This window comes from Paramagnetospirillum caucaseum (assembly GCF_000342045.1).
Classification (GTDB): Bacteria; Pseudomonadota; Alphaproteobacteria; order Rhodospirillales; family Magnetospirillaceae; genus Phaeospirillum; species Phaeospirillum caucaseum.
In genome coordinates, this window is sequence record NZ_AONQ01000013.1 from 49,784 (window position 1) to 72,154 (window position 22,371).

At 68.5% G+C, this 22,371-nt stretch carries 26 protein-coding genes; 10 read left to right on the forward strand and 16 right to left on the reverse strand.

Annotated elements, in window-relative coordinates; all coding sequences use genetic code 11:
- Positions 1 to 6: 6 nt before the first annotated feature.
- The 6 genes from H261_RS06680 (at position 7) to H261_RS06705 (ending at position 5,818) form a co-directional block, all read left to right on the forward strand.
- Complete coding sequence (locus H261_RS06680) at positions 7 to 867, forward strand: branched-chain amino acid ABC transporter permease (RefSeq protein WP_008615679.1); 861 nt, start codon at positions 7 to 9, stop codon at positions 865 to 867.
- Complete coding sequence (locus H261_RS06685; protein WP_008615680.1) at positions 864 to 1,856, forward strand: branched-chain amino acid ABC transporter permease; 993 nt, start codon at positions 864 to 866, stop codon at positions 1,854 to 1,856. Before H261_RS06680 ends, H261_RS06685 begins: the two co-directional genes overlap by 4 nt.
- On the forward strand, positions 1,853 to 2,617 hold the full coding sequence (locus H261_RS06690) for an ABC transporter ATP-binding protein (RefSeq protein WP_008615681.1): 765 nt from the start codon (positions 1,853 to 1,855) through the stop codon (positions 2,615 to 2,617). Before H261_RS06685 ends, H261_RS06690 begins: the two co-directional genes overlap by 4 nt.
- A complete protein-coding gene (locus H261_RS06695; protein ID WP_008615682.1) occupies positions 2,617 to 3,327 on the forward strand; it encodes an ABC transporter ATP-binding protein in 711 nt (236 codons plus the stop codon). The genes H261_RS06690 and H261_RS06695 overlap by 1 nt, the downstream gene beginning before the upstream one ends.
- A 47-nt stretch (positions 3,328 to 3,374) precedes the next feature.
- A complete protein-coding gene (locus H261_RS06700) occupies positions 3,375 to 4,961 on the forward strand; it encodes a benzoate-CoA ligase family protein (RefSeq protein WP_008615683.1) in 1,587 nt (528 codons plus the stop codon).
- Positions 4,962 to 5,059: 98 nt separating this feature from the next.
- Positions 5,060 to 5,818 (forward strand): DUF748 domain-containing protein, encoded by a 759-nt coding sequence (locus tag H261_RS06705; RefSeq protein WP_008615685.1) that lies wholly within the window; start codon positions 5,060 to 5,062, stop codon positions 5,816 to 5,818.
- A gap of 120 nt (positions 5,819 to 5,938) precedes the next feature.
- Here H261_RS06705 and H261_RS06710 read toward each other — a convergent pair whose 3' ends face one another.
- From H261_RS06710 to H261_RS06740, 7 genes are all read right to left on the reverse strand, one after another.
- Positions 5,939 to 6,145 (reverse strand): hypothetical protein, encoded by a 207-nt coding sequence (locus H261_RS06710; RefSeq protein ID WP_008615687.1) that lies wholly within the window; start codon positions 6,143 to 6,145, stop codon positions 5,939 to 5,941.
- Position 6,146: 1 nt separating this feature from the next.
- Entirely contained in the window at positions 6,147 to 6,854 is a 708-nt protein-coding gene (gene lexA / locus H261_RS06715) for a transcriptional repressor LexA (protein WP_008615697.1), read from the reverse strand.
- A gap of 161 nt (positions 6,855 to 7,015) precedes the next feature.
- Complete coding sequence (locus tag H261_RS06720; RefSeq protein ID WP_008615699.1) at positions 7,016 to 8,218, reverse strand: molybdopterin molybdotransferase MoeA; 1,203 nt, start codon at positions 8,216 to 8,218, stop codon at positions 7,016 to 7,018.
- Complete coding sequence (moaC, locus tag H261_RS06725; RefSeq protein WP_008615702.1) at positions 8,215 to 8,712, reverse strand: cyclic pyranopterin monophosphate synthase MoaC; 498 nt, start codon at positions 8,710 to 8,712, stop codon at positions 8,215 to 8,217. Before moaC ends, H261_RS06720 begins: the two co-directional genes overlap by 4 nt.
- Positions 8,712 to 9,533, reverse strand: coding sequence for an indole-3-glycerol phosphate synthase TrpC (trpC, locus tag H261_RS06730; protein WP_008615704.1), 822 nt, complete (start codon positions 9,531 to 9,533; stop codon positions 8,712 to 8,714). Before trpC ends, moaC begins: the two co-directional genes overlap by 1 nt.
- 4 nt (positions 9,534 to 9,537) lie before the next feature.
- Positions 9,538 to 10,578: an anthranilate phosphoribosyltransferase gene (trpD, locus tag H261_RS06735; RefSeq protein WP_008615706.1), complete on the reverse strand. Its 1,041-nt coding sequence runs from the start codon at positions 10,576 to 10,578 to the stop codon at positions 9,538 to 9,540.
- Complete coding sequence (locus tag H261_RS06740; protein WP_008615707.1) at positions 10,578 to 11,168, reverse strand: anthranilate synthase component II; 591 nt, start codon at positions 11,166 to 11,168, stop codon at positions 10,578 to 10,580. Before H261_RS06740 ends, trpD begins: the two co-directional genes overlap by 1 nt.
- 133 nt (positions 11,169 to 11,301) lie before the next feature.
- Here H261_RS06740 and H261_RS06745 point away from each other — a divergent pair, with 133 nt between their 5' ends.
- Both H261_RS06745 and H261_RS06750 read left to right on the forward strand, forming a co-directional pair.
- Positions 11,302 to 11,910, forward strand: a complete 609-nt coding sequence (locus tag H261_RS06745; RefSeq protein WP_152426744.1) for a formyltransferase family protein — start codon at positions 11,302 to 11,304, stop codon at positions 11,908 to 11,910.
- A 56-nt stretch (positions 11,911 to 11,966) separates the two neighbouring features.
- Complete coding sequence (locus tag H261_RS06750) at positions 11,967 to 12,386, forward strand: DUF4395 family protein (protein ID WP_008615709.1); 420 nt, start codon at positions 11,967 to 11,969, stop codon at positions 12,384 to 12,386.
- Positions 12,387 to 12,453: 67 nt separating this feature from the next.
- Here the strand turns inward: H261_RS06750 and radC are convergent, their stop codons facing one another.
- Both radC and H261_RS06760 read right to left on the reverse strand, forming a co-directional pair.
- A complete protein-coding gene (radC, locus tag H261_RS06755; protein ID WP_008615710.1) occupies positions 12,454 to 13,167 on the reverse strand; it encodes a RadC family protein in 714 nt (237 codons plus the stop codon).
- On the reverse strand, positions 13,164 to 13,700 hold the full coding sequence (locus tag H261_RS06760; protein WP_040475883.1) for a transcriptional regulator: 537 nt from the start codon (positions 13,698 to 13,700) through the stop codon (positions 13,164 to 13,166). Before H261_RS06760 ends, radC begins: the two co-directional genes overlap by 4 nt.
- Before the next feature lie 114 nt (positions 13,701 to 13,814).
- Here H261_RS06760 and H261_RS06765 point away from each other — a divergent pair, with 114 nt between their 5' ends.
- Positions 13,815 to 14,795, forward strand: coding sequence for a mitochondrial fission ELM1 family protein (locus tag H261_RS06765; RefSeq protein ID WP_008615712.1), 981 nt, complete (start codon positions 13,815 to 13,817; stop codon positions 14,793 to 14,795).
- The gene (locus H261_RS06770; RefSeq protein ID WP_008615713.1) at positions 14,792 to 15,583 is read left to right on the forward strand and encodes a trypsin-like serine peptidase; all 792 of its coding nucleotides are present in this window, start codon (positions 14,792 to 14,794) and stop codon (positions 15,581 to 15,583) included. The genes H261_RS06765 and H261_RS06770 overlap by 4 nt, the downstream gene beginning before the upstream one ends.
- Here H261_RS06770 and H261_RS06775 read toward each other — a convergent pair.
- The 7 genes from H261_RS06775 to radA form a co-directional block, all read right to left on the reverse strand.
- Positions 15,568 to 16,086 (reverse strand): O-acetyl-ADP-ribose deacetylase, encoded by a 519-nt coding sequence (locus H261_RS06775; protein ID WP_008615715.1) that lies wholly within the window; start codon positions 16,084 to 16,086, stop codon positions 15,568 to 15,570. The two genes, H261_RS06770 and H261_RS06775, sit on opposite strands and share 16 nt — an antisense overlap.
- Positions 16,086 to 16,547, reverse strand: coding sequence for a VOC family protein (locus tag H261_RS06780; RefSeq protein WP_008615721.1), 462 nt, complete (start codon positions 16,545 to 16,547; stop codon positions 16,086 to 16,088). The genes H261_RS06775 and H261_RS06780 overlap by 1 nt, the downstream gene beginning before the upstream one ends.
- Positions 16,547 to 17,872, reverse strand: a complete 1,326-nt coding sequence (locus tag H261_RS06785) for a hypothetical protein (RefSeq protein WP_008615724.1) — start codon at positions 17,870 to 17,872, stop codon at positions 16,547 to 16,549. The genes H261_RS06780 and H261_RS06785 overlap by 1 nt, the downstream gene beginning before the upstream one ends.
- Before the next feature lie 185 nt (positions 17,873 to 18,057).
- Positions 18,058 to 18,777 (reverse strand): SDR family NAD(P)-dependent oxidoreductase, encoded by a 720-nt coding sequence (locus H261_RS06790; protein WP_008615738.1) that lies wholly within the window; start codon positions 18,775 to 18,777, stop codon positions 18,058 to 18,060.
- Positions 18,777 to 20,237 (reverse strand): amidophosphoribosyltransferase, encoded by a 1,461-nt coding sequence (gene purF / locus H261_RS06795; RefSeq protein WP_008615740.1) that lies wholly within the window; start codon positions 20,235 to 20,237, stop codon positions 18,777 to 18,779. Before purF ends, H261_RS06790 begins: the two co-directional genes overlap by 1 nt.
- 12 nt (positions 20,238 to 20,249) lie before the next feature.
- Complete coding sequence (locus H261_RS06800) at positions 20,250 to 20,969, reverse strand: CvpA family protein (RefSeq protein WP_008615742.1); 720 nt, start codon at positions 20,967 to 20,969, stop codon at positions 20,250 to 20,252.
- A 22-nt stretch (positions 20,970 to 20,991) separates the two neighbouring features.
- Positions 20,992 to 22,371 carry a DNA repair protein RadA gene (radA, locus tag H261_RS06805; protein WP_008615744.1) on the reverse strand — a complete coding sequence of 460 codons (1,380 nt, stop codon included), beginning with the start codon at positions 22,369 to 22,371 and terminating at the stop codon, positions 20,992 to 20,994.

Sequence of the window (22,371 nt, forward strand, 5' to 3'; positions counted from 1 at the left end):
GCCACGATGGATTTCTGGTTTTTTCTGATTCAGGTGCTGAACGGCGTCCAGTACGGGCTGCTGCTGTTCCTGGTCGCCTCCGGGCTGACCCTGATCTTCGGCATCATGGGCATCATCAATCTGGCCCATGGCGCCTTCTACATGCTGGGCGCCTATCTGGCCTACTGGCTGGCCCGGACTACCGGCAGCCTGGTTGCGGCGGTGCTGCTGTCGCTGCCCATCTCCGCCGCCATCGGCTATGTGATCGAGGCGTTGCTGGTCCGCACCCTGTATCGCCGGGACCATCTGGATCAGGTGCTGCTGACCTACGGCCTGATCCTCATCTTCAACGAGGCGACCCGCATGGCCTGGGGTGCCGACGTGCACGGCGTACCGGTGCCCGAGGCGCTGAACTGGTCCATCAAGCTGACCGACACCCTGTCCTATCCCGTCTACCGCCTGATGCTGTCGGGTGTCTGCGCCGTGCTGGCCATCGGCATGTATCTGGTGATCGCCCGGACGCGCTTCGGCATGTGGGTGCGGGCCGGGGCGTCCAACCGCGACATGGTGGCGGCTCTCGGCATCGACGTGAAGCTGCTGTTCGGGCTGGTGTTCGCCATCGGCGCCGCCCTGGCCGGGCTGGCCGGGGCCATCTCGACGCCCATCACCTCGGTGGCGCCGGGCATGGGCGATTCCGTGCTGATCCTCTGTTTCGTGGTGGTGGTGATCGGCGGGGTGGGCTCGATCAAGGGCGCCTTCCTCGGCGCCATGCTGATCGGCCTGGCCGACACCTTCGGCAAGGTGTTCGTTCCCGATTTCGCCAGCTTCACCGTTTATGGCGTCATGGCGGCGGTGCTGCTGTGGAAGCCGCGGGGGTTGTTCTCATGACCGGCGGCCTGCCCAAGCGGCTTACCCTGATCCTTCTCGTCCTGCTGGCGGCCCTGGCGCTGTTCCCGGTCTGGGGGCCGCTGGCCTTCGCGGCCAAGTACGCCTTCCTGCTGCAGAAGCTGACCGGCATCATGATCCTGGCCATCCTGGCCATGAGCCTCGACCTGCTGGTGGGCATCGCCGGGCTGGTCAGCCTGGGTCATGCCGCCTTCTTCGGCCTGGGCGGCTACATGCTGGCCATACTGAGCCCGCAATACGAGGCGGCCAACCTGTGGGTGGTGCTGCCCGCCACCATGGCGGCGGTGGCGGCGGTCTCGGCGGTGGTGGGCTTCCTGGCCATCCGCACCGCCGGCATCTACTTCATCATGGTGACCCTGGCCTTCGGCCAGATGGGCTATTACTTCTTCAACGATTCCAAGCTGGCCGGCGGGTCGGACGGGGCCTACATCTACGTCAAGCCGGTGGTCGAAGCCTTCGGGACCACCCTGGTCAACCTGGACAGCAAGCAGAGCTTCTTCTTCGTGGTGCTGGGCGCCCTGGTGGCGGTCTACCTGCTGCTGCGGGTGGTGCTGGCCTCGCCGTTCGGCCGGGTGCTGGCGGCCATCGGCGTCAACGAGGGGCGGGTGCGCGGCCTGGGCTTCGACCCCATGGCCTACAAGCTGGTGGCCTTCACCATTGCCGGCGCCCTGGCCGGGCTGGCCGGCTTCCTGGCCGCCAGCCAGTACGGCTTCGTCAGCCCCGCCATGTTGGGCTGGCACCAGTCGGGCCATGTGCTGGTGATGGTCATCCTGGGCGGCATGGGTACCCTGTTCGGTCCCATCCTGGGGGCCTTCATCCTGGAGCTGGCCCATTTCGGCCTGGAAGCGGTGACCGAGCACTGGCTGCTGCCCATGGGCGTGCTGGTGATCGCCATCGTCCTCGCCCTGCCCAAGGGGGTTGCCGGGCTGCTGTTGCAGTGGTGCGGCAAGAAAGGGGAGGGCGGGCAATGAGCGTCTCCCCCTTCCTGTTCGAGACCAAGGAGCTGACCAAGGCGTTCGGCGGCCTGATCGCCGTCAACCAGGTGTCCATCGGCTTCAAGGAGCGCGAGGCCCACGCCATCATCGGCCCCAACGGGGCGGGCAAGAGCACCTTCGTCAACCTGCTGACCGGCCATCTGCCGGCCTCGGGCGGCCATGTGATGTTCCGGGGCGCGGACATCACCCGGCTGCCGGCGCACAAGGTGGCGCGGCTGGGCATCGGCCGGTCGTACCAGAAGACCAACGTCTTCCCCACCTTCACCTGCTTCGAGAACTGCCGGCTGGCGGCGCAGTCGCGGCTGTCCACCTCCATGCGCTTCCTGCGGCCCGCAGCCGCCTACCGCGACATCTCGGCCATGGCGTCCGAGGCACTGGAGCGGGCCGGTCTGGCGGCCAAGGCCGGCCGGGTCGCCGGCACCATGTCCTATGGCGAGCAGCGCCAACTGGAGATCGCCATGGTGCTGGCCACCGCGCCGCAGGTCCTGGTCCTCGACGAGCCCCTGGCCGGCATGGGCAAGGAGGAATCCGAGGGCATGGTCCGGCTGCTGCAGGATCTGGCCCGCGCCTACACGCTGATTCTCATCGAGCACGACATGGATGCGGTGTTCGCCATCGCCAGGGTGTTGTCGGTGATGGTCAACGGCACCTTGCTGGAAAGCGGGCCGCTGGAGCAGATCCGCGCCAGCAAGGCGGTGCAGGACGCCTATCTCGGCGACGGGGCGGAGGCCTACTGATGGAACTGTTCCTCGAAGCCTCCGGCCTGCAGACCTTCTACGGTGCCGCCCAGGTGTTGCACGGCGTCGATTTCCGCGTGGGCGTGGGCGAGACGGTGGCGCTGATGGGGCGCAACGGCATGGGCAAGTCCACCCTGCTGAAAAGCCTGCTGGGCGTCGTGGCGCCGCGCCAGGGCAAGGTGAGCGTGCAGGGCCGGGAGGTCACCGGCATGGAGACCTCCGCGATCATCCGCCGCGGCATCGCCTATGTCCCCGAGGGACGCGGCATGTTCCATAACCTCTCGGTGCGCGAGCACCTGCTGATGGCAGCGCGCAAGGGTGCCGGCGGGCGGGCCGACTGGACCTATGAGCGGGTGCTGGAGACCTTTCCCCGTCTGGCCGAGCGCCTGGACAACATGGGCACCCACCTGTCGGGCGGCGAACAGCAGATGCTGTCCATCGGCCGCGCCCTGATGACCAATCCCGACCTGCTGATCCTGGACGAGGCCACCGAGGGACTGGCGCCGCTGATCCGCCGCGAGATCTGGCGGGTGGTGCGCCACGTCAAGGAGACCGGCATCGCCACCATCGTGGTCGACAAGAATGTGGGGGTCCTGCTGGACCTCGCCGACCGTCACGTCATCCTCGTCAAGGGCGAGGTGGTGTTCGACGGCGGCCCACACCAACTGAAAAGCGATTCGAGCATACTCGAACGATTTATCGGGCTGTGACCGGCAAAGCAGTCGCCAACCCGCCTAAGGAGGAAGGAGAACACCTCATGACGTCCCCCATCGCCTCGTCCGAGCATGCGCTCGACATCCCGCGCGACTACAACGCCGCCACCTGGTTCATCGACCGTCACGTCAAGGATGGCCGCTCCGACAAGGTGGCCTTCATCGATGCCGACGGCAGCCACACCTATGGCCAACTGGCGGAAAGGGTCAACCGGGCGGGCAATGCGCTGAAGGGGCTGGGGCTCCACATGGAGAACCGCGTCGCCATGATCATGCTCGACACCGTCGATTTCCCGGCGGTGTTCTGGGGCGCCATCAAGGCCGGCATCGTTCCCATTCCTCTCAACACCCTGCTGACCACCGGCGATTACGGCTACATGCTGTCCGACTCGCGCGCCCGTGTGCTGGTGATCAGCGAGGAGCTGTTCGACAAGGTCGAGCCCATCCTTCCCGACCTGCCCATGCTGGAGCACGTGGTGGTTTCGGGCAAGAACGCCCACGGCCATACGTTGCTGTCCGATCTGCTGGCCGGCGCCGAGCCCAAGCTGAAGACCGCCGAGACCACCCGCGACGATGTGGCCTTCTGGCTCTATTCCTCGGGCTCCACCGGCGCGCCCAAGGGCGCCGTCCACCTGCAGCGCGACCTGCCGGCCACCGCCGTGCATTACGGCCAGCAGGTGCTGGGCATCACCGAGGCCGACGTCACCTATTCGGCGGCCAAGCTGTTCTTCGCCTATGGCCTGGGCAACGGCATGACCTTCTCGCTGCATGTGGGCGCCACCTCGGTGCTGCTCAAGGACCGGCCCACGCCGGACGCGGTGATGAAGATCCTCAAGGACCACCAGCCGACCATCTTCTACGGGGTGCCCACCCTGTACGGCTCGATCCTCGCCGATCCCCAGTACACCCGGGCCAGCGGCTCGACCCGCCTGCGCGCCTGCGTCTCGGCCGGCGAGGCGCTGCCCGAGGATGTGGGCCGCCGCTGGGAGGAGCGCTTCGGCGCCGCCATCCTCGACGGCCTGGGCTCCACCGAGATGCTGCACATCTTCCTCTCCAACCGTCACGGCGAGGTCCGCTACGGCACCTCGGGCAAGCCGGTGCCGGGCTACGACCTCAAGATCGTCGGCGACGACGGCCACGAGGTGCCCCAGGGCGAGATGGGCGAGCTGATCGTGCGCGGTCCCTCCTCGGCCACCGCCTACTGGAATCAGCGCGAGAAGTCGCTGAAGACCTTCCGCGGCGAGTGGACCCATACCGGCGACAAGTACTATGTGGACGAGGACGGCTATTACCGCTACGCCGGCCGCGGCGACGACATGCTGAAGGTCGGCGGCATCTGGGTGTCGCCCTTCGAGGTGGAAGCCGCCCTGATCTCCCACGACAAGGTGCTGGAAGCCGCCGTGGTCGGCGAGGCCGACCCGGAGGGACTGGTCAAGCCCAAGGCCTTCGTCGTCCTGGCCCCCGGCGAGAGCGGCTCGGAGGTCCTCAAGGAGGAGCTTCAGGCCTACGTCAAGTCCAAGCTGGCTCCCTACAAGTATCCCCGCTGGATCGAATTCGTCGAGGCGCTGCCCAAGACCGCCACCGGCAAGATCCAGCGCTTCAAGCTGCGCGGTACCCTCGCGCAGATGTAGCGCCGGCCTGATCGAGGGAGTGTCGCGCGACACTCCCTCGACAATCCCCGCATCCCGGCCCACACTAATCGCTCCGCAATCAAGGTCGGGGGCAATCCATGCGTAAGCTGCTTATCGGGGCGGGTGTTCTGGTGACCCTCATCGTCGGGGCGGCGGTGTTCCTGCTGTCGTCGCTGGACACCATCGTCAAGAAGGTGATCGAGGACGTGGGCTCCCAGGTCACCGGCGTGAAGGTGTCGGTGGGCGACGTGAAGATCTCGCTCTCCGAGGGCAAGGGCTCCATCTCCGGCCTGACCGTGGCCAATCCGCCCGGCTTCTCCTCCGATCCGGCCATCCGCCTGGGCGAGATCGCCCTGGCGCTCGACACCGGTTCGCTGGGCAAGAATCCGGTGGTGGTCAAGGAGGTCACCGTGGCGTCGCCCTTCGTGGCCTACGAGATGGCCGCGGGCGGCAGCAACATCGACGCCATCCAGAAGAACGTGAAGGCCTTCACCGCCAAGCAGGGTGCCGGCGGCAAGGCCGAGCCGGCCAAGAAGCCCGCCAAGGACGACGAGGAGAAGAAGCTGGTCATCGAGCGCCTGGCCATCACCGGCGGCCAGGTCAAGCTGGCGGCCGGCGGCATTCCCGGCGCCCAGGGCACCGCCAAGCTGGCCGATATCGTGCTGACCAATATCGGCAAGGACAGCGGCGGCGCCTCGTCGGCCCAGGTGGCGCAGAAGGTGATGGATTCCCTGGTCAGCGGCGCCCTCAAATCGGCCACCAGCTTCGGCAACCTGCTGGGGGGCGTCGGCGACAAGGCCAAGGCCCTGGTCCCCGGTGACGCCGGCAACGCGGTCAAGGGGCTGCTGGGCAAGTAGGCCTTATCATGGCGAAGCCCCCCGGATCGTATGATCCGGGGGGCTTTTCCTTTGAAAAACGAGAGGTTCGGAAGGCTGGGCCTCCGGGCGGGTTTGGGCGGCAGCCCAACCTTGCCGGACTTATCCCAGCACCACCTGATCGGCGCCGCGCAGCCGGGCCAGGGGGCTGGCCAGGCGGGACCATTCCTCGAAGCGGCGCCGCGCGTCGGCCTCGGCCTTGGAGCGCGACAGGCGGCCCACATAGGTGACGCTCATCTCGGCGCAGCCATCCTCGGCCAGGCGGCCGTCGGCGGTGAAGCCGAAGCGCAGGGGGCGGAAGGAACCCATCTCAGTAGCTCCTCAGCAGGCCGACCAGACGGCCCTGCACCTTGACCCGGTCGGGGGGCAGGATGCGGGTTTCGTAGGCCTTGTTGGCGGGTTCCAGCGCCACGGAATTGCCCTTGCGGCGCAGGCGCTTCAGCGTCACCTCGGTGTCGTCCACCAGGGCGACCACGATGGTGCCGGTCTCGGCGCTGTCGCAGGAGCGGATCACCACGGTGTCGCCGTCGTTGATGCCGGCCTCGATCATGGAATCGCCATCGACGGTCAGCGCATAATGGTTGCCGCTGCCCAGCATGGAGGCGGGAATATCGACGCTGTTGGAATGATCGCGCAGCGCCTCGATGGGGGTGCCGGCGGCGATCTTGCCGTAGAGCGGCAGGGAGACGGAATCCGACGGGCCGGCCACCGGCGCCCCGGCCAGCTGCTGGGCGGCGAAGCCCCCCTTGATGACGTTGGGGGCGAAGGCCTTGGCCGGTGGCGGCAGGGCCTGGTCGGTGCGGTTCTCCGGCAGGCGGACCACTTCCAGGGCGCGGGCGCGGTGGGCGAGGCGGCGGATGAAGCCCCGCTCCTCCAGCCCGGTGATCAGGCGGTGGATGCCCGACTTGGACTTGAGGTCCAGCGCGTCCTTCATCTCGTCGAACGAGGGGGAGATGCCGGTGGCGCGAAGCCGCTCGTCGATGAACATCAACAGTTCGTATTGCTTGCGCGTCAGCATCGCTCAACCTCCCCCGATATGAGTCTGTTCAGGGAACAAAGAACAAACCATCTGGTTTTGTTCTATTCGCGTTCCCGTGGGCGGTCAAGAGGAATTTACGGAGATGATTCCGTTTCGTTTCCGGTGGGCGGCGCGGGGATGCGGGCGCGACGCCCGCGTTCCTACAGGGTGGCGGGCAGCGGAATGACCTGCACCATGTCGCCCATCTGGGCGGTGGGGGCGTGCGGGGGGCGCACCAGCAGGCAGGTGGCCCGCGCCAGTCCCGACAGCACGGCGCTGTCCTGCTGCTCGAAGGGCAGCGCCACCACCAGCCCGTCGTCGGTGCGTTCCAGGCTGGCGCGCATGAATTCCATGCGCTCGTCGTTGGGCGGCAAGTCGCGGCCCAGCAGGGCGTTGATGGCCTGGGTGACGGTGGAGCGCCCGGTCAGCGCCCGGATAGCCGGTTCCAGGAAAATGATGGCGCAGACCATGGCCGACACCGGATTGCCCGGCAGGCCGAGGACGGGAACCCCCTTCATGTCGCCGAACATCAGGGGCTTGCCCGGCCGCATGGCCACCTTGTAGAAGCCGAGATTCATGCCGGCGTCCTTGAGCGCGTCCTGCACCAGATCGTAATCGCCCACCGAGGCGCCGCCGGTGGTGACCAGCATGTCGGCGCCGGCCGCCGCCCGGATCATGGAATCCAGGGATTCGCGGGTGTCTTTGGCGATGCCGAGATGGATGGGATCGGCGCCGAGCGCGGTGACCATGGCGGCGAGGCCCGGCCCGTTGGAGCCGACGATCTGGGCCGGCCCCGGCTGGTCGCCGGGCAGGACGATCTCGTCGCCGGTGGACAGGATGGCGATGCGGGGCTTGCGGCGCACCAGCAGGTTGGGGACGTTCATAGCCGCCGCCAGGCCGATGGTGCGGCCGCCCAGGACGGTTCCCGCCGGAATCAGCACGTCGCCGGTCTTGAAGTCGAGGCCGGCCGGGCGCACATGGCGGCCGGTGGGGGCGGAGGTGAGGATTTCCACCCGCTCGCCGTCCTTGCGGGTGTTCTCCTGCATGACGACGGCGTCGGCGCCATGGGGCAGGGGGGCACCGGTGAAGATGCGGATGCATTGCCCGGCCCCCACCGTTCCGGCGAAGGCGGCGCCGGCCGCCGACAGGCCGATCATATCGAGCCGGCACGGCGCCTGGGCGATGTCGGCGGCGCGCACGGCGTAGCCGTCCATGGCTGACACCGCCACCGGCGGGTGGGAAACGCGGGCGGCCAGATCCTCGGCCAGGATGCGCCCGGTGGCCAGGGCCAGGGGGATCACCTCGGTGCCCACCGGCCGGATGCCCGACAGCAGGGATTCGCGCGCCACCTCGACGGAGATCATTCCTTGGCCTCGTAGATGCCGGACTTGCCGCCCGATTTGTGGATCAGGCGGATATTTTCGATCCGCATGGACTTGTCCACCGCCTTGCACATGTCGTAGACGGTCAGCGCCGCCACCGAGACCGCGGTCAGCGCCTCCATCTCGACGCCGGTGCGGCCGACCAGCTTGCAGGTGGCTTCGATATGGACGGCGGAGGCCTGGGGATCAAGGCTCAGCTCCACCCCCACCGACGACAGGGCCAGCGGGTGGCAGAGCGGGATGAGGTCGGGGGTGCGCTTGGCGCCCATGATCCCGGCCAGCTGGGCCACGCTCAGCACGTCGCCCTTCTTCATGCCGCGCGCCGCGATCAGGGCCAGGGTCTCGGGCGTCATGACCACCGAGCCGCGCGCCACCGCTTTCCTGGCGGTCTCTCCCTTGGCCGAGACGTCGACCATGACGGCGTTGCCGTCGCCGTCGAAATGGGTGAGCCCATCTCCGGTCATGGCGTCGCCCATCATTCCACCTTGCCCGCGCCGGCCAGCAGCACCTTGACCGCCTGCTCCACGTCGGGGCGGCGCATCAGCGCCTCGCCGATCAGGAAGCGCTTGACCCCGATGGCCGCCATGCGGCGCAGATCGCCGGGGCCTTCCAGGCCGCTTTCCGACACGATGATCTTGCCCTCGGGGATCAGGGGGACCAGACGCTCGGTGGTGGCGAGGTCGGTCTTCATGATCTTGAGGTCACGGTTGTTGATGCCGATCAGCGGCGATTTCAGCTTCAGCGCGCGCTCAAGCTCGGCCTCGTCGTGCACCTCGATCAGCACGTCCATGCCGTAGCCCAGCGCGATGTCCTCCATCTGGCCGAGTTCGGCATCGGTAAGCGAGGCGACGATCAGCAAGATGCAGTCGGCGCCCAGGGCGCGGGCCTCGACGATCTGGTAGGGATCGACCATGAAGTCCTTGCGCAGCACCGGGATGTCGCAGGCCGAGCGTGCCGCGCCCAGGTCGGCGTCGGTGCCCTGGAAGAATTTCTGGTCGGTCAGCACCGACAGGCAGGCGGCGCCGCCGCGCTGATAGGCCCGCGCCAGCAGCTCGGGCTTGAAGTCGGGGCGGATGATGCCGGCCGAGGGCGAGGCCTTCTTGATCTCGGTGATCAGGCCCCAGCCCAGTTCGGCGACCTTGCGGTCCAGCGAGGCGGCGAAGCCGCGCGGCGGGGCCTGGTCCTGGGCGCGCTTCAGCAATTCCTGGATGGGCCGCCGGCTCTTCTGCTCGGCGACCTGCTTGCGCTTTTCGGCGCAGATACGGTCAAGGACGGTGGCGGTGGCGGTGGCGTTCATGGCGTCAGGGAGTCCGGTTGGTGATGGCGATCATGCGGTCCAGTACGGCTTCGGCCTCGCCCCGGTCGATGGCCTGTTCCGCCGCGCGGGCGCCGTCGCTCAAGGAGGCGACCTTGCCGGCCACCACCAGGGCGGCGGCGGCGTTCAGCACGACGATGTCGCGATAGGCTCCCTGTTCCCCCTTCAGCAGAGCACGGAGCGCGGCGGCGTTGGCGGCGGCATCGCCGCCCTTCAGGGCGGCGGGAGCGGCGCGCTTGAGGCCCACGTCCTCCGGCTTGACGGTGAAGAGACGAACCTCGCCCCCCTTGTGCTCGGCCACCTTGGTGGGGCCGGTGGTGGTCAGTTCGTCCAGTCCGTCGGTGCCGTGCACCACCCAGGCGTGCTCGGCGCCCAGGCGGCCCAGCACGCGGGCCAGCGGCTCGACCCAGCGTTCGGCGAAGACGCCGACCACCTGACGGGTGGTGCCGGCCGGATTGGCCAGCGGTCCCAGCAGGTTGAAGATGGTCCGCGTGCCCAACTCGCCCCGCGCGCCGGCCACATGGCGCATGGCGTTGTGGTGGCGCGGCGCCATCAGGAAGCCGACCTTGTTGTCCCACAGGGTCTCGCGCACCAGGGCGAAGTCGGCGTCGATGTTGACGCCGAGAGCGGTCAGCACGTCCGAGGCGCCCGACTTGGACGATACCGCCCGGTTGCCGTGCTTGGCCACCGGCACGCCGCAGGCGGCCACCACGAAGGAGGCGGCGGTGGAGATGTTGTAGGTGCCGGCCTCGTCGCCGCCGGTGCCGACGATGTCGACGGCGCCGGCCGGGGCTTCGATCTTCAGGGCCTTGGCCCGCATGATGCGCGCCGCGCCGGTGATCTCCTCCACCGTTTCGCCGCGCACCCTGAGACCCAGCAGCAGGCCGCCGATCTGGGCCGGGGTGGCGTCGCCCGACATGATGATCTCGAACACCTCCTCGGCCTGGGTCTCGGACAGGGTGGCACCGGCGGCGACGCGGCCGAGGATTTCCTTCATCAGGACGAGGGTGACGGGGGCGGTACTCATCAGGCGGCCTGTCCGGTCTTGGATTTGGTGAAGTCGATGAAATTGCGCAGCATGGCGTGGCCGTGCTCGGTCTCGATGCTTTCCGGATGGAACTGGACGCCCCAGATGGGCAGCTCCTGGTGGGCGAGGCCCATCACCAGCCCGTCGGCGGTCCATGCCGAGGCATGCAGGCAGGCGGGGAAGCTTTCCCTCTCCACCACCAGCGAGTGGTAGCGGGTGGCGCGGAACGGGCTGGGCAGCCCCTTGAACACCCCGGTGTCGTCGTGGGTGATGGTGTCGACCTTGCCGTGCATGGGCTTGGGCGCGCGGACCACCTTGCCGCCGAAGGCCTGGCCGATGGCCTGGTGGCCCAGGCAGACGCCGAACAGCGGGATCGTCCCGGCGGCGCGCCCGATCAGCTCCAGGCAGATGCCCGCCTTGTCGGGGTCGCAGGGGCCGGGCGAGATGACGATGCCCTGGGGCCGCATGGCCATGACCTGATCGACGGTGACGGAATCGTTGCGCTTCACCACCACCTCGGCCCCCAGCTCGCCCAGGTAATGCCAAAGGTTGTAGGTGAAGCTGTCGTAGTTATCGATCAGAAGGAACATCGGCGTTGCGCCTGCAGGAAATCCAGGCCGGAAGAATGCAGAGGCGGCCTGGGCGCGTCAAGCATGGCACACGCCGTTTGACGGATTCATCGGGCAGGTTAGCATGATGGTGAAACGCAAGGAGCGGAGCGCCATGCTCGATACCATCCTTCTGCTGGCGGGAGAGACTGAACGCCCGGTGTTGGCCGGGTGGCTGCGCCGCGCCGAACCGGGGATCCGGGTGGTGGCGGCGGGCGCGGTAGCCGACCTGCCCGCCGATGTTTCCTCCGCCCGGCTGGTTGCCTTCGTCTTTCCCGAGATCGTGCCGGGCGGCGTGCTGAGGCGTCTGGGATACGGCGCCTACAATTTCCATCCCGGCCCGCCGGAATACCCCGGCTGGGCGCCGGCCGCCTTCGCCCTCTACGACGGCGCCGCCACGTTCGGCGCCACCCTGCATGAGATGGCGGCCAGGGCGGATGCGGGGACGATCTGCGACGTGGAAAGCTTCGCCGTTCCCGCCGGTTGCGACCTGCGGCGGCTGGAGGAACTGGCCTACGCGGCCAGCCTGCATCTGTTCGAGCGCTGGGCCGAAGCCCTGGTTTCGCCGCTCAGGCCACCCCGGCTGCCGCTTCGGTGGGGGGCGCGCCAATGCACCCGCAAGGGGTTCGCCGAACTGGCCGGGATACCGGAAGGAGCCTCGGAGGAGGAGAGGCGGAGAAGGGCGAGGGTGTTTGGTGGGGAGGGAGATAACAGGCGGCCTTGACACCTAATTAGTTTGTGCTAATATAAGTGAAATCGAAATCTCCTTCGGGTGTCACCATGCTTCGCTTCGATATCGCTCCGGTCTGCTCCAACGCCTATCGCTTCCAGGCGACCATGAGCTTCGCCATTGCCGCCCTCTACCTGTTCACGCCGTACAAGTGGGTGGCATTCGTGCTGGCGTTCGGCGGGGTGTTGCGCGGCTTCGTCTCGCCGCACAAGTGCCTGTCCTACCGGCTGTTCGCGGCGATCACCGACCGGCTGGGGTGGAAGCATCCGGTCAATGCCGGCTCCAAGATGTTCGCCGACAAGATTGCCGCCATCGCCGGCACCGTCATGGCGGTGTCGTGGCTGATGGGCTCGGAGATCGGCGCCATTCCGGCCACCGCCATCCTGATCTTCGCCTTCATCGATCTAGCCACCGGCTTCTGCGCCGCCTGCTGGGCCTATGGTTTCTGGTACAAGCTGCGCTCGGCCTGATCCGGCACCGTTCCGGGGCGGGGTTTTCAAACCAAAGCCCGATGAGGTCTCCTCATCGGGCTTTGCGTTACAACAGCCCCATGGCCTTGAAGCTGGCGTGGCCCTTGCGGCCGACCACCACATGATCGTGCAGCTGAATCCCCACGGCGGTCAGGGCGTCCTTGACCGCGCGGGTCATGTCGATGTCGGACCGTGACGGCTTGGGGTCGCCGCTCGGATGATTATGAACCATGATCACCGCCGAGGCATGCAGCGCCAGGGCGCGCCGGACCACCTCGCGTGGGTAGAGCGGCGTATGGTCGACGGTGCCGGTCTGCTGCACCTCGTCGGCGATCAGGGTGTTCTTGCGGTCGAGGAACAGCAGGCGGAACTGCTCGGTGGGCAGGGTGGCCATGGCGGTGCGGCAGTAATCCAGCAGCACGTCCCAGCTCGAGATCACCGAATTGTTGAGCACCGGGGCGCGGGCCAGGCGGATGGCGGCTTCGCGCACCACCTTCAGGGTGGCGGCGGCCACGTCCTTGACGCCGTCGACGCTCTTGAGATCCTCGACGTCGGCGGTGACCGCGTCGGCGAAGCTGCCGAAGCGCCTGATCAGCGCCTTGGCCAGCGGCTTGGTGTCCTGTCTCGGGATGGCGGCGCCCAGCAGCAGTTCCAGCAATTCATAGTCGGGAAGGGCCTCGGGGGCGTCGAGGAAGCGCTTGCGCAGGCGTTCCCGGTGGCCCCGATGGTCGGGCGCGTCCGCCGCTTCGGCCCGGCCGGGAAGGGGGGGATCGGCGGTCACAGGCGGGCGCGGAAATCTTCCAGCCAGGCCAGGCGGCTTTCCAGCAGGGCGATGTCGTGGTCCAGCCACGCCGCCAGGGCGCTGCCGCCCTCGCCGTCGCTGCCGCGCAGGTCGGCCAGGCGGGCCAGTTCGCTGTCCGCCCCCTCGATCAGCAGGTCGATCTGGTGGGCACGCTCTTCGGACTCCAGCAGGTCGAGGAAGCGCATCTTCAGCGCCACCACCAGCTTGGACAGGTCCGAGCCGGGACGCAGCCGGGCGGTCAGCAGGGTGACGAGCTCGCGCCGTCCCGCCGCCGAAATGGTCAGCATGGAATCGTCCTCCATGCCCTGGCCCTCAAGCGTCTCGACCAGCCCCTCGTAGCGCAGCAATTCGATGGAGATGCCCATCAGCTCCAGGCTGGGCCCCATGATCCGGCTGGTGAAATGGCGCACCGACCCGGCCAGTTCGCTGTAGCGCATGGGCCGGGACGCGATGGTTCCCAGCGCGCACAGGCGGACCGCTTCCTTGGGGGTCAATGTGTTGTCGGCGAACATGGCGTGGCCCAATCCGGCTATCATTCCAGCCAAATATAGGGGGTAATCGCCGTCCCGTCCACAAATACGGCGCGAGGGCTTGCAAATGCCTTCGTATTGGCGGAGCTTGTCGCCATGAACGCAGGCCCGAGCGATACCGCCGATATCTGGGTGCTGGCCGACGACCGGGCCGGCAACGTCGCCCAATGCCTGGGGGTCGCCGAGGCGCTGGGCCGGCCCTTCGCGGTCAAGACCCTGCGCTATGGCCGTCTCGCCGGGCTGCCCAACGCCCTGCGTGGCGCCGGGCTGAGCGGCATCGCGCCCGAGAGCCGCGCGGCGCTGTGTGCCCCCTGGCCGCGTCTGGTGATCGCCGCCGGGCGGCGCACCGCGCCCGTCGCCCGCTGGATCCGGCGGCAATGCGGGGCCAGGCTGGTGCAGATCATGGACCCCGGCTTTCCCGGCCGCGGCGATTTCGACCTGATCGTCTCGCCTGCCCACGATGGCCCCCGGCCGGGCGGCAACGTGCTGGAGGTGCTGGGGGCGCCCCACCGGGTGACGCCCGGGCGTCTGGCCGCCGAGGCGGAAAAATGGCGTGATTCCTTCGCCCACCTGCCGCGTCCCTGGGTGGCGGTGATCGTCGGCGGCGCCACCAAGAACCGGCCGTTTTCAGTGGAGATGGCCGAGGGGCTGGGGCAAAGTGTCGCCCGGCTGGCCGGCGGCCTGGGCGGTTCGCTGCTGCTCACCACCAGCCGCCGCACCGGCGGGGCGCAGGAGGCGGCGCTGGCCGCCGGGTTGCCCGAGCCGCGCTGGCTGCACCTGTTTTCCCAGGGCGGCGACAATCCCTATTTCGGCTTCCTGGCCCTGGCCGACGCCGTCATCGTCACCGGCGATTCCGTCTCCATGTGCTGCGAGGCCTGCGCCTCCGCCGCCCCGGTGTTCATCTGGGCGCCCGAGGGCTGGGCGGCCCCCAAGCATGCCCGCCTGCACGCCCAGCTCTACCGGGCCGGCCTGGCCCGGCCGCTGGAGGGCGCCGCGTCCCTGGACGGCTGGGAGAGGCCCCGCCTCAACGCCGCCCAGGAGGCGGCCCGGGTGATCGGCGAGCGTTTGCTGTCATGAGGCGGCTGGCCGCCCTATTGCTGCTGCTGGCTGCGCCGGCCCTGGCCGAGCCCCGTCAGCTGCACGGCATCAAGGGCGACGACCAGCGGCTGCGCATGGCGGCGCAGGAATTCCCGTGGAGCGCCATGGGGCGCCTCAACTTCTTCAGCGGCCATTGCAGCGCCGCCCTGATCGGGCCGCGCCTGATCGCCACCGCCGCCCATTGCCTGTGGAACCGCCGCACGCAAAAGCCGTTTCCCGCCTCGTCCTTCACCTTCGTGGCCGGCTGGGACCGGGGTGAGTATCTGCGGGCCTCCAAGGTGAGCGCGGTGCACGCCGCGCCCGGCTGGGTGCTCGACGGCAAGGAGCGGGGACTGGCCAGCCGGGCCGACGATTGGGCACTGATGGAACTGGAAGAGCCGCTGGGCGACGAGATCGGCTGGATCGCCCTCGGCGCGCCCCTGGCGGGCATGCGGGTGGCGGTGGCCGGCTATGGCCGCGACAAGGCCCAGGTACCGCTGGCCCATGTGGGCTGTCGCCTGACCCGCCAGACGCTGCCGGGGGTGTTCCTCCACGATTGCGACGCCGTCCAGGGCGAATCCGGCGGCCCGGTGCTGGGCTGGAGCGGCGGCGAACTGCGTCTGGTGGCGGTCAATGTGGCGGTGATCCCCGCCCAGGGCGAGGCCGGGGTGGCGGCGGGGACCGACGCCCTGCGTCCCTTGGCCATGAGCCTGGGGGCGGCGAAGTCGACCCGGGCGGGACCGGTGTCACGGCCGGCCGGCGTCGATCTGGGTCAGTCGTTGAGGTAAAGCGCGTCGCGATGGGCCTGGACGCTGTCGGGGCCGAAGCAGCAGAACACCATCTGCTCCAGCGCATCGGTTCCATCCAGGAACGCCCTGACCGTGGCGACGGCGATGCGGGCCGCCTCATCCTTGGGGTAGCCGTAGATGCCGGTGGAGATGGCGGAGAACGCCAGGGAGCGGGCACCGGCTTCCGCCGCCAGGTCCAGCGAGCGGCGATAGCACGATTGCAGCAGGGCGGCTTCGCCCTGGCCGCCACCCTGCCATACCGGCCCCACGGTGTGGATCACCCAGCGGGCGGGCAGGCGGAAGCCGGGGGTGATCCTGGCGTCGCCGGTGGCGCAGCCCCCCAGGAGCCGGCAGGCGTCGAGCAATTGCGGCCCGGCGGCGCGGTGGATGGCGCCGTCCACGCCGCCGCCGCCCAGCAGCGACGAATTGGCGGCATTGACAATGGCGTCGACCTCCAGGCGGGTAATGTCGGCCTCGACGATTCGCATCCTGCCGTCCGGCATCAGCGGAACTCCGGCTGCTCCAGCCCGTACTGGCACACTTCGACCATGGCGCCGTCGGGATCGCGAATATAGCACATGCGCTTGCCGCCGCGGACGATGTCCTGGGGAACCTCGATGGGCTCCACCCTCTGGCCGAACTGGCCGGCGAGCGCGGCGAGGCAGGCATCGAGGTCGTCGACCCGCAGCGCCAGATGCCGCAGGCCGGGAGTGGAGGCCACGGCCGCCTGGGCCGGGGGCGCATCGGCGAATTCCAGCAGTTCGATGCGGCAGGCGCCGTCCGGCGCCGCCAGGATGACGCAGCGGGCCCGGGCACCGGTCAGGCCGGTCACCCGCTCGAACCACTCGCCCTGCAGCGGGCGGTCCATGACCACGCCGAGGCCGAACAGGGCGGCATAGAAGCGGATCGACCGCTCCATGTCGGTGACCACGATGTTGACGTGGTCGTGGCCCAGCAGCGCCATCAGCCGCCCAGCTGCATCACGAATTCGGTCAGGAAGGGAGCGTTGCGCCGCCGTTCGGAATCGGTGCGGCCGAAATTGGCCAGCAGCTTGCGCATCCAGTTGGCGTCCAGGCGCTCGAATTCGAAATGGGCCTTCATGGCCAGGTGCTCGCCCACGTAATCGGGCAGCTTGGCGGTCCATTTCATCAGGCCGTCGCGGAAAGCGCCCTCGCGCGCCTGGTCCATGCGGCCCGAGGGGGAGAATTCCTGGGTGTAGAGCTGGTTCAGCTCGCGCCAGCACTTGGCCATGACGTCGGCCTCGAAGCGGATCAGATCCTGCAGCAGGATCAGGCTTTCCTCGTTGGGCGGCTCGTAATTGGCCCGCGTCGCGTCCTCGCGGAACAGCGGCCAGGGATTGTCCTCGGGCTTCTGCGGTCCCGGCTTCTTGCCCTTGGCCGGCTTGGGGGCGCGGAACGAGGCCCAGCGGGCATCCCAATTGTGCAGGATGGGGTTGTTGACCTCGCTGCCCTGCATGATCTCGATCAGCTTCTCGCCGCCCACCTCGGCCCAGTTGTAGCTGTGGGCCAGGGTCTGCATGTGCCGGGTCTGGCGCATCTGCGGCAGGAGGAACTTGGTCAGCACCTCGCGGTAGACCACGCCGAACTCGGGCGCCAGCAGGAACGGCAGGCGCAGTCCCCTGGACGGCTGGGTGATGCGGAAGATGCTGAGAATCTTCTCGGTGTAGCCGCAGATGGTGTCGTCGAACAGGGTGGGGAAGTCGGTGAAGGGCTTGTCCGGCTCGTTGCCGCCGCTGGTGATGGCGCCGGGCATGGGGGACTGGAACTTGGGCATCATCTTGCCCATGCGGTCGCCGGCCGAGCCCAGCTGGGCGGCAAACAGCGGCGGCGGCTCGCGCACCGGTGCCTGGGCGCGGATGGTGCGGGTGGGCGCCGCCACGGCGCCGCGGGCCAGCAGCGCCTGGAAGCCGGCCTGGGCGCTTTCCGCCTCGGTCATCTGGGGCGGGCCCAGCAATTGCGTGGCGATGTCGGCCAGGACCCGCAGGTCCTCCTCCTTGCCGTCGCCGGGCGGCAGCAGGGACTGGAAGTTGCGCTCCCGCGCTTCCTTCAGCTTGGGCATGCCATAGCGTTCGATGGATTTGGTGAGGATCACCGAGAAGACCACGTTCAGCTGCTTCTCGTTGGCCCACTTGCGCGCCTCGGGGTCCTTCAGCGTCATGCGGCGGAGCATGAGGATGTGGGGAACCTCCAGATGACGGGTGGCCGCAATAAGGCTGGCAACCTTCGTCTCGAAGGTCTTCGCCCCCTCTCGCGGATCGGAACCCGTCATGCGCCTGTTCCCGGCCTTGGCGGCCGTCCCTTCCCAAACGTCGACACGCGATCACCCCCCGGTGGTGACCTCTCTCAGACCCCAACCCCATGGGGATAGCTCATGAGCGGCCACACGCGCAAGTCCGTTCCGTCGCGTTCGTGACCGAATGTGACAGCGGATCGGAATGTCGTACGGCCTAGACCTTACGGATTAATCCTGATGACCTCGCCCTGGTGGGGGCAGCCGGGCAGGCAAAGGTCGAGGAAAGCGCCGGCCACGTCGTCGGGCTGGGCCAGTTTTGACTGGTTCTCGCCGGGGAAGGCGATGCTGCGCAGCCGGGTGGCGACCACGCCGGGGTCCAGCAGGTTGGCCTTCACCGCCGTGACGTTGGCAATCTCGGCGGCCCAGGCGCGGACCATGGCCTCCAGCGCCGCCTTGGAGGCGGCATAGGCGCCCCAGAACGGCTCGGCGGCCCCGGCGGCGGCCGAGGTGGTGAACACCGCCCGCCCGGCCGGCGCCATGCGCAGCAGGGGGTCGCAGGCGCGGATCAGCCGCCAGTTGGCGGTGACGTTGACGGCGAAGGCTTCATCCCAATCGTCGGGGGCGTGCTGGGCGACGGGGGTGAGGCCGCCGCCGATGGCTCCGGCATTGCCCACCAGGATGTCGAGCCGGCCGAAGCGCTGGAAGATGGCGGCCGCCACCTGCTCGATCAGGCCGGGCTTGCACAGGTCTTCCGGCACCAGGACCAGGGGCTTGCCGCCCGCCGCCCGGATGTCGTCGTCCAGTTCCTCCAGCGCCCCTTGCGTGCGGGCGACGGCGACGATCTCGGCCCCTTCGGCGGCGAAGCGCCGGACCACCGCCGCGCCGATCCCGCGCGAGGCACCGGTGACCAGCGCCACGCATCCCTCCAGCACTCCGCCCATCAGTGCGAGTCCTCGGTCAGCAGGGACAACTGCTTGGTGTCGGACTTGGCGCCGTTGTAGTCGGTGGGTTCGACGGGATAGTCGCCGGTGAAGCAGGCGTCGCAGAATTGCGGCTCGGCCCCGTTGCGGCCCGGCTCGCCCACCGCCCGATAGAGGCCGTCGATGGAGATGAAGGCCAGCGAATCCACGCCGATCAGCTTGGCCATGCCCTCCACGTCGTAGCGGGCGGCCAGCAGCTTCTCGCGCTCCGGCGTGTCGATGCCGAAATAGCAGGAATGGGTGGTCGGCGGGCTGGAGATGCGCATGTGCACCTCGGTGGCGCCGGCCTGGCGCACCATCTCGACGATCTTGCGGCTGGTGGTGCCGCGCACGATGGAATCATCGACCAGGATGACGCGCTTACCGGCCAGGGTGGCGCGGTTGGCGTTGTGCTTCATCTTGACGCCGGTATGGCGCACGCTGTCGGTGGGCTGGATGAAGGTGCGGCCCACATAGTGGTTGCGGATGATGCCCAGCTCGAACGGGATGTTGGCGGCGGCGGCGAAGCCGATGGCGGCGGGGACGCCGGAATCGGGCACCGGCACCACCACGTCGGCATCGACCCGGCTTTCGCGGGCCAGTTCCGAGCCGATGCGCTTCCTGGCCTCGTAGACGCTGGTGCCTTCCACCACCGAATCGGGGCGGGCGAAGTAGATGTATTCGAAGATGCAGAAGCGGGACGCCCGCTTGATGAAGGGCTTGACCGAGCGGATGCCGTCATTGGTCAGCACGACGATCTCGCCCGGCTCCACGTCGCGGACGAACTCGGCACCGATGATGTCCAGCGCGCAGGATTCTGAGGCCAGAATCCACGCCTTGTCCAGGCGGCCCAGGCAAAGCGGGCGGATACCCAGCGGGTCGCGCACCCCGAACACCGCGTCGGTGGTGGCGGCCACCAGGGAATAGGCCCCCTCGATCTGGCGCAGCGCGTCGATCAGGCGGTCTTCCACCGTGGAGTACAGGCTGATGGCGATCAGGTGGATGATCACCTCGGTATCGGTGGTGGACTGGAACAGGCAGCCGCGCCGCACCAACTGGCGGCGGAGCGCCATGGCGTTGGTCAGGTTGCCGTTGTGGCCCAGCGCCAGCCCGCCGAACTCCATCTCGGCGAACAGCGGCTGCACGTTCCTGAGCAGGGTCTCGCCGGTGGTGGAATAGCGGACATGGCCGACCGCCATGGAGCCCTTCAGCTTGCGGATGACCGATTCGTTGCCGAAATTATCCTCCACATGGCCGAGGCCGCGATGGTTGTGGAACGAATCGCCGTCGAAGGCGACGATGCCCGCCGCCTCCTGGCCGCGGTGCTGCAGGGCGTGCAGCCCCAGCGCCACATGGGCGGCGGCCTCGGGATGGCCGAAAATGCCGAACACGCCGCATTCCTCGCGGAGATGATCGTCGTCGAAGGGGTGGGTGGTCAGCATGGGGGCTCGGTCCTACTGGTTGCTGCGGATCAACCGCTCCATCTGGGTACGGCTTTCGCTGTCGTAGCCCGGATCGGGTTTGCCGCCGGTCCTGGCGTCCGCCTTGCCCTTGCCGTCGGGGGACGGGCGGGCGGATTGCGAGGCCGGTTGCGGCGAAATGAATTTCTGGAAGGTCTTTTCCGCTTCCATCAGCTGGCGGGCCTCGGCCGAGGTTTGCCGGGCCTTGCCTTCCGCCTTGCCCAGGCCCTCGGGCGCCATGCCCTGCAGTATGTCGGCGCCGCGCATCAGCCACGGGCGCGAGCGGCTGTGGGCCAGCCAGTCGGGCTGCTGCTCGGGGCTGTCGAACAGCCAGGCCGCCGACATGTAGGTCAGCGACAGCAGCACGGCGCCGCGCGCCAGCCCGAAGACGAAGCCCAGCGAGGAATCCACCGAGTTCAGCGCGCTCTTCCTCACGCTGTCCGACACCCGCTTGGTCAGGAGCGACAGGACCAGCAGGGTGACCAGGAACAGGGCGGCGCCGGCAGCGATGTCGGCCACCAGGGCGGTGCCGATCTGGGAACGGAAGAACGGCTGAACGTGGGGAAAGCCGTAGAGGGCGGCGAACACGGCCCCCACCCACGAGATGATAGACAGCACCTCCTGGACGAAGCCGCGCAGGAAGGCGAATCCCGCCGAGCCGAGCAGCACCACGGCGACCACAACGTCAACGGCGGTGATGTTGAGGTTCCCCATTGCCTCGTCCAGTTTAGGGTGGTCACTCGTGCCGGAACAGTCCCAGCACGTCCTGCAAATGGCCGATGGAGCGGATGGCCAGGGGCGATGCCCCGGCGGCCGCTCCGCCCTTGTCCTTGCGCGGCCGGGCCGGCACCAGCGCCTGGGCGAAGCCGAGCTTGGCGGCTTCCTTCAGGCGGGTGTCGGCCTGGGCCACCGCCCGGACCTCGCCGGACAGCCCGATCTCGCCGAATACGACCATGTCGGCGGGGACGGGCACGTCGGACGCGGACGACACCAGGGCCGCGGCGACGGCAAGGTCGGCGGCCGGCTCGGCGATCCGCAATCCTCCGGCGACGTTCAAATAAACGTCATTGCCCGACAAAGCAAGCCCACAGCGGGCATCGAGCACCGCCAGGACCATGGACAGCCGGTTGGTATCCCAGCCGACCACGGCGCGCCTGGGCGAAGACAGCGAGCTGGGCGCCACCAGGGCCTGGATTTCCACCAGCATGGGCCGTGTCCCCTCCATGCCGGCGAAGACGCAGGAGCCCGAGACGTTGCCGCGCCGCTCGGCCAGGAACAAGGCGGAGGGATTGGCGACCTCGGCCAGCCCACCCTCGGTCATCTCGAACACCCCGATCTCGTCGGTGGCGCCGAAGCGGTTCTTGACGGCGCGCAGGATGCGGAACTGGTGGCCGCGGTCGCCCTCGAAATAAAGGACGGTGTCGACCATGTGCTCCAGCACCCGGGGGCCGGCGATGGTGCCCTCCTTGGTGACGTGGCCGACCAGGAACAGCACGAAGCCGCGCCGCTTGGCCAACCGGATCAGCTCGGCGGCGCAGGCGCGCACCTGGCTGACCGTGCCGGGCGCCGATTCGATGTTGTCGGCGTAGACGGTCTGGATGGAATCGATCACCACCACCTGGGGGGCGTCGGGACCGTCGAGGGACGCCAGGATGTCGCGCAAGCTGCCGGCCGAGGCCAGCGCCACCTTGGCCTTGGCATAGCCCAGGCGGGCGGCGCGCATACGCACCTGATCCACCGCCTCCTCGCCCGAGATATAGGCGACCGAGACCTGGGACGACAGCCGTGCCGTGGCCTGGAGCAAAAGGGTGGACTTGCCGATGCCGGGGTCGCCGCCCACCAGCAGGCAGGAGCCGGGCACCAGTCCGCCGCCCGCCACCCGATCCAGCTCGCCGATGCCGGTCTGCCAGCGCGACAGCGGTGCGGCGGAGCCCTCGAGGCCCACGAACTCGATGCGCTTGCCCTTGCCCGCCGTCAGGCCCTTGGGGACTTCCTCGCGCGCCGCTTCCTCGGTGATGGAGTTCCAGGCGCCGCAGGCTTCGCACTTGCCCGCCCACTTGCGGGTGACGGCGCCGCAATCCTGGCAGACGAATTGGGAAGAGGGGGATTTGGCCAT

Bases quoted from the DNA above. Each gene is read 5' to 3' on its own strand.
- H261_RS06785 (WP_008615724.1), bottom strand. From the start codon at position 17,872: ATGACGGGTTCCGATCCGCGAGAGGGGGCGAAGACCTTCGAGACGAAG.
- radA (WP_008615744.1), bottom strand. From the start codon at position 22,371: ATGGCCAAATCCCCCTCTTCCCAATTCGTCTGCCAGGATTGCGGCGCC.
- H261_RS06775 (WP_008615715.1), bottom strand. From the start codon at position 16,086: ATGCCGGACGGCAGGATGCGAATCGTCGAGGCCGACATTACCCGCCTG.
- lexA (WP_008615697.1), bottom strand. From the start codon at position 6,854: ATGCTGACGCGCAAGCAATACGAACTGTTGATGTTCATCGACGAGCGG.
- purF (WP_008615740.1), bottom strand. From the start codon at position 20,237: ATGCTGACCACCCACCCCTTCGACGACGATCATCTCCGCGAGGAATGC.
- H261_RS06765 (WP_008615712.1), top strand. From the start codon at position 13,815: ATGAACGCAGGCCCGAGCGATACCGCCGATATCTGGGTGCTGGCCGAC.
- H261_RS06695 (WP_008615682.1), top strand. From the start codon at position 2,617: ATGGAACTGTTCCTCGAAGCCTCCGGCCTGCAGACCTTCTACGGTGCC.
- H261_RS06750 (WP_008615709.1), top strand. From the start codon at position 11,967: ATGCTTCGCTTCGATATCGCTCCGGTCTGCTCCAACGCCTATCGCTTC.
- H261_RS06780 (WP_008615721.1), bottom strand. From the start codon at position 16,547: ATGGCGCTGCTGGGCCACGACCACGTCAACATCGTGGTCACCGACATG.
- H261_RS06790 (WP_008615738.1), bottom strand. From the start codon at position 18,777: ATGGGCGGAGTGCTGGAGGGATGCGTGGCGCTGGTCACCGGTGCCTCG.
- H261_RS06770 (WP_008615713.1), top strand. From the start codon at position 14,792: ATGAGGCGGCTGGCCGCCCTATTGCTGCTGCTGGCTGCGCCGGCCCTG.
- trpD (WP_008615706.1), bottom strand. From the start codon at position 10,578: ATGAGTACCGCCCCCGTCACCCTCGTCCTGATGAAGGAAATCCTCGGC.
- H261_RS06690 (WP_008615681.1), top strand. From the start codon at position 1,853: ATGAGCGTCTCCCCCTTCCTGTTCGAGACCAAGGAGCTGACCAAGGCG.
- H261_RS06740 (WP_008615707.1), bottom strand. From the start codon at position 11,168: ATGTTCCTTCTGATCGATAACTACGACAGCTTCACCTACAACCTTTGG.
- H261_RS06705 (WP_008615685.1), top strand. From the start codon at position 5,060: ATGCGTAAGCTGCTTATCGGGGCGGGTGTTCTGGTGACCCTCATCGTC.
- H261_RS06685 (WP_008615680.1), top strand. From the start codon at position 864: ATGACCGGCGGCCTGCCCAAGCGGCTTACCCTGATCCTTCTCGTCCTG.
- trpC (WP_008615704.1), bottom strand. From the start codon at position 9,533: ATGAACGCCACCGCCACCGCCACCGTCCTTGACCGTATCTGCGCCGAA.
- H261_RS06710 (WP_008615687.1), bottom strand. From the start codon at position 6,145: ATGGGTTCCTTCCGCCCCCTGCGCTTCGGCTTCACCGCCGACGGCCGC.
- moaC (WP_008615702.1), bottom strand. From the start codon at position 8,712: ATGGGCGACGCCATGACCGGAGATGGGCTCACCCATTTCGACGGCGAC.
- H261_RS06800 (WP_008615742.1), bottom strand. From the start codon at position 20,969: ATGGGGAACCTCAACATCACCGCCGTTGACGTTGTGGTCGCCGTGGTG.
- H261_RS06700 (WP_008615683.1), top strand. From the start codon at position 3,375: ATGACGTCCCCCATCGCCTCGTCCGAGCATGCGCTCGACATCCCGCGC.
- H261_RS06720 (WP_008615699.1), bottom strand. From the start codon at position 8,218: ATGATCTCCGTCGAGGTGGCGCGCGAATCCCTGCTGTCGGGCATCCGG.
- H261_RS06680 (WP_008615679.1), top strand. From the start codon at position 7: ATGGATTTCTGGTTTTTTCTGATTCAGGTGCTGAACGGCGTCCAGTAC.
- H261_RS06745 (WP_152426744.1), top strand. From the start codon at position 11,302: ATGCTCGATACCATCCTTCTGCTGGCGGGAGAGACTGAACGCCCGGTG.
- H261_RS06760 (WP_040475883.1), bottom strand. From the start codon at position 13,700: ATGTTCGCCGACAACACATTGACCCCCAAGGAAGCGGTCCGCCTGTGC.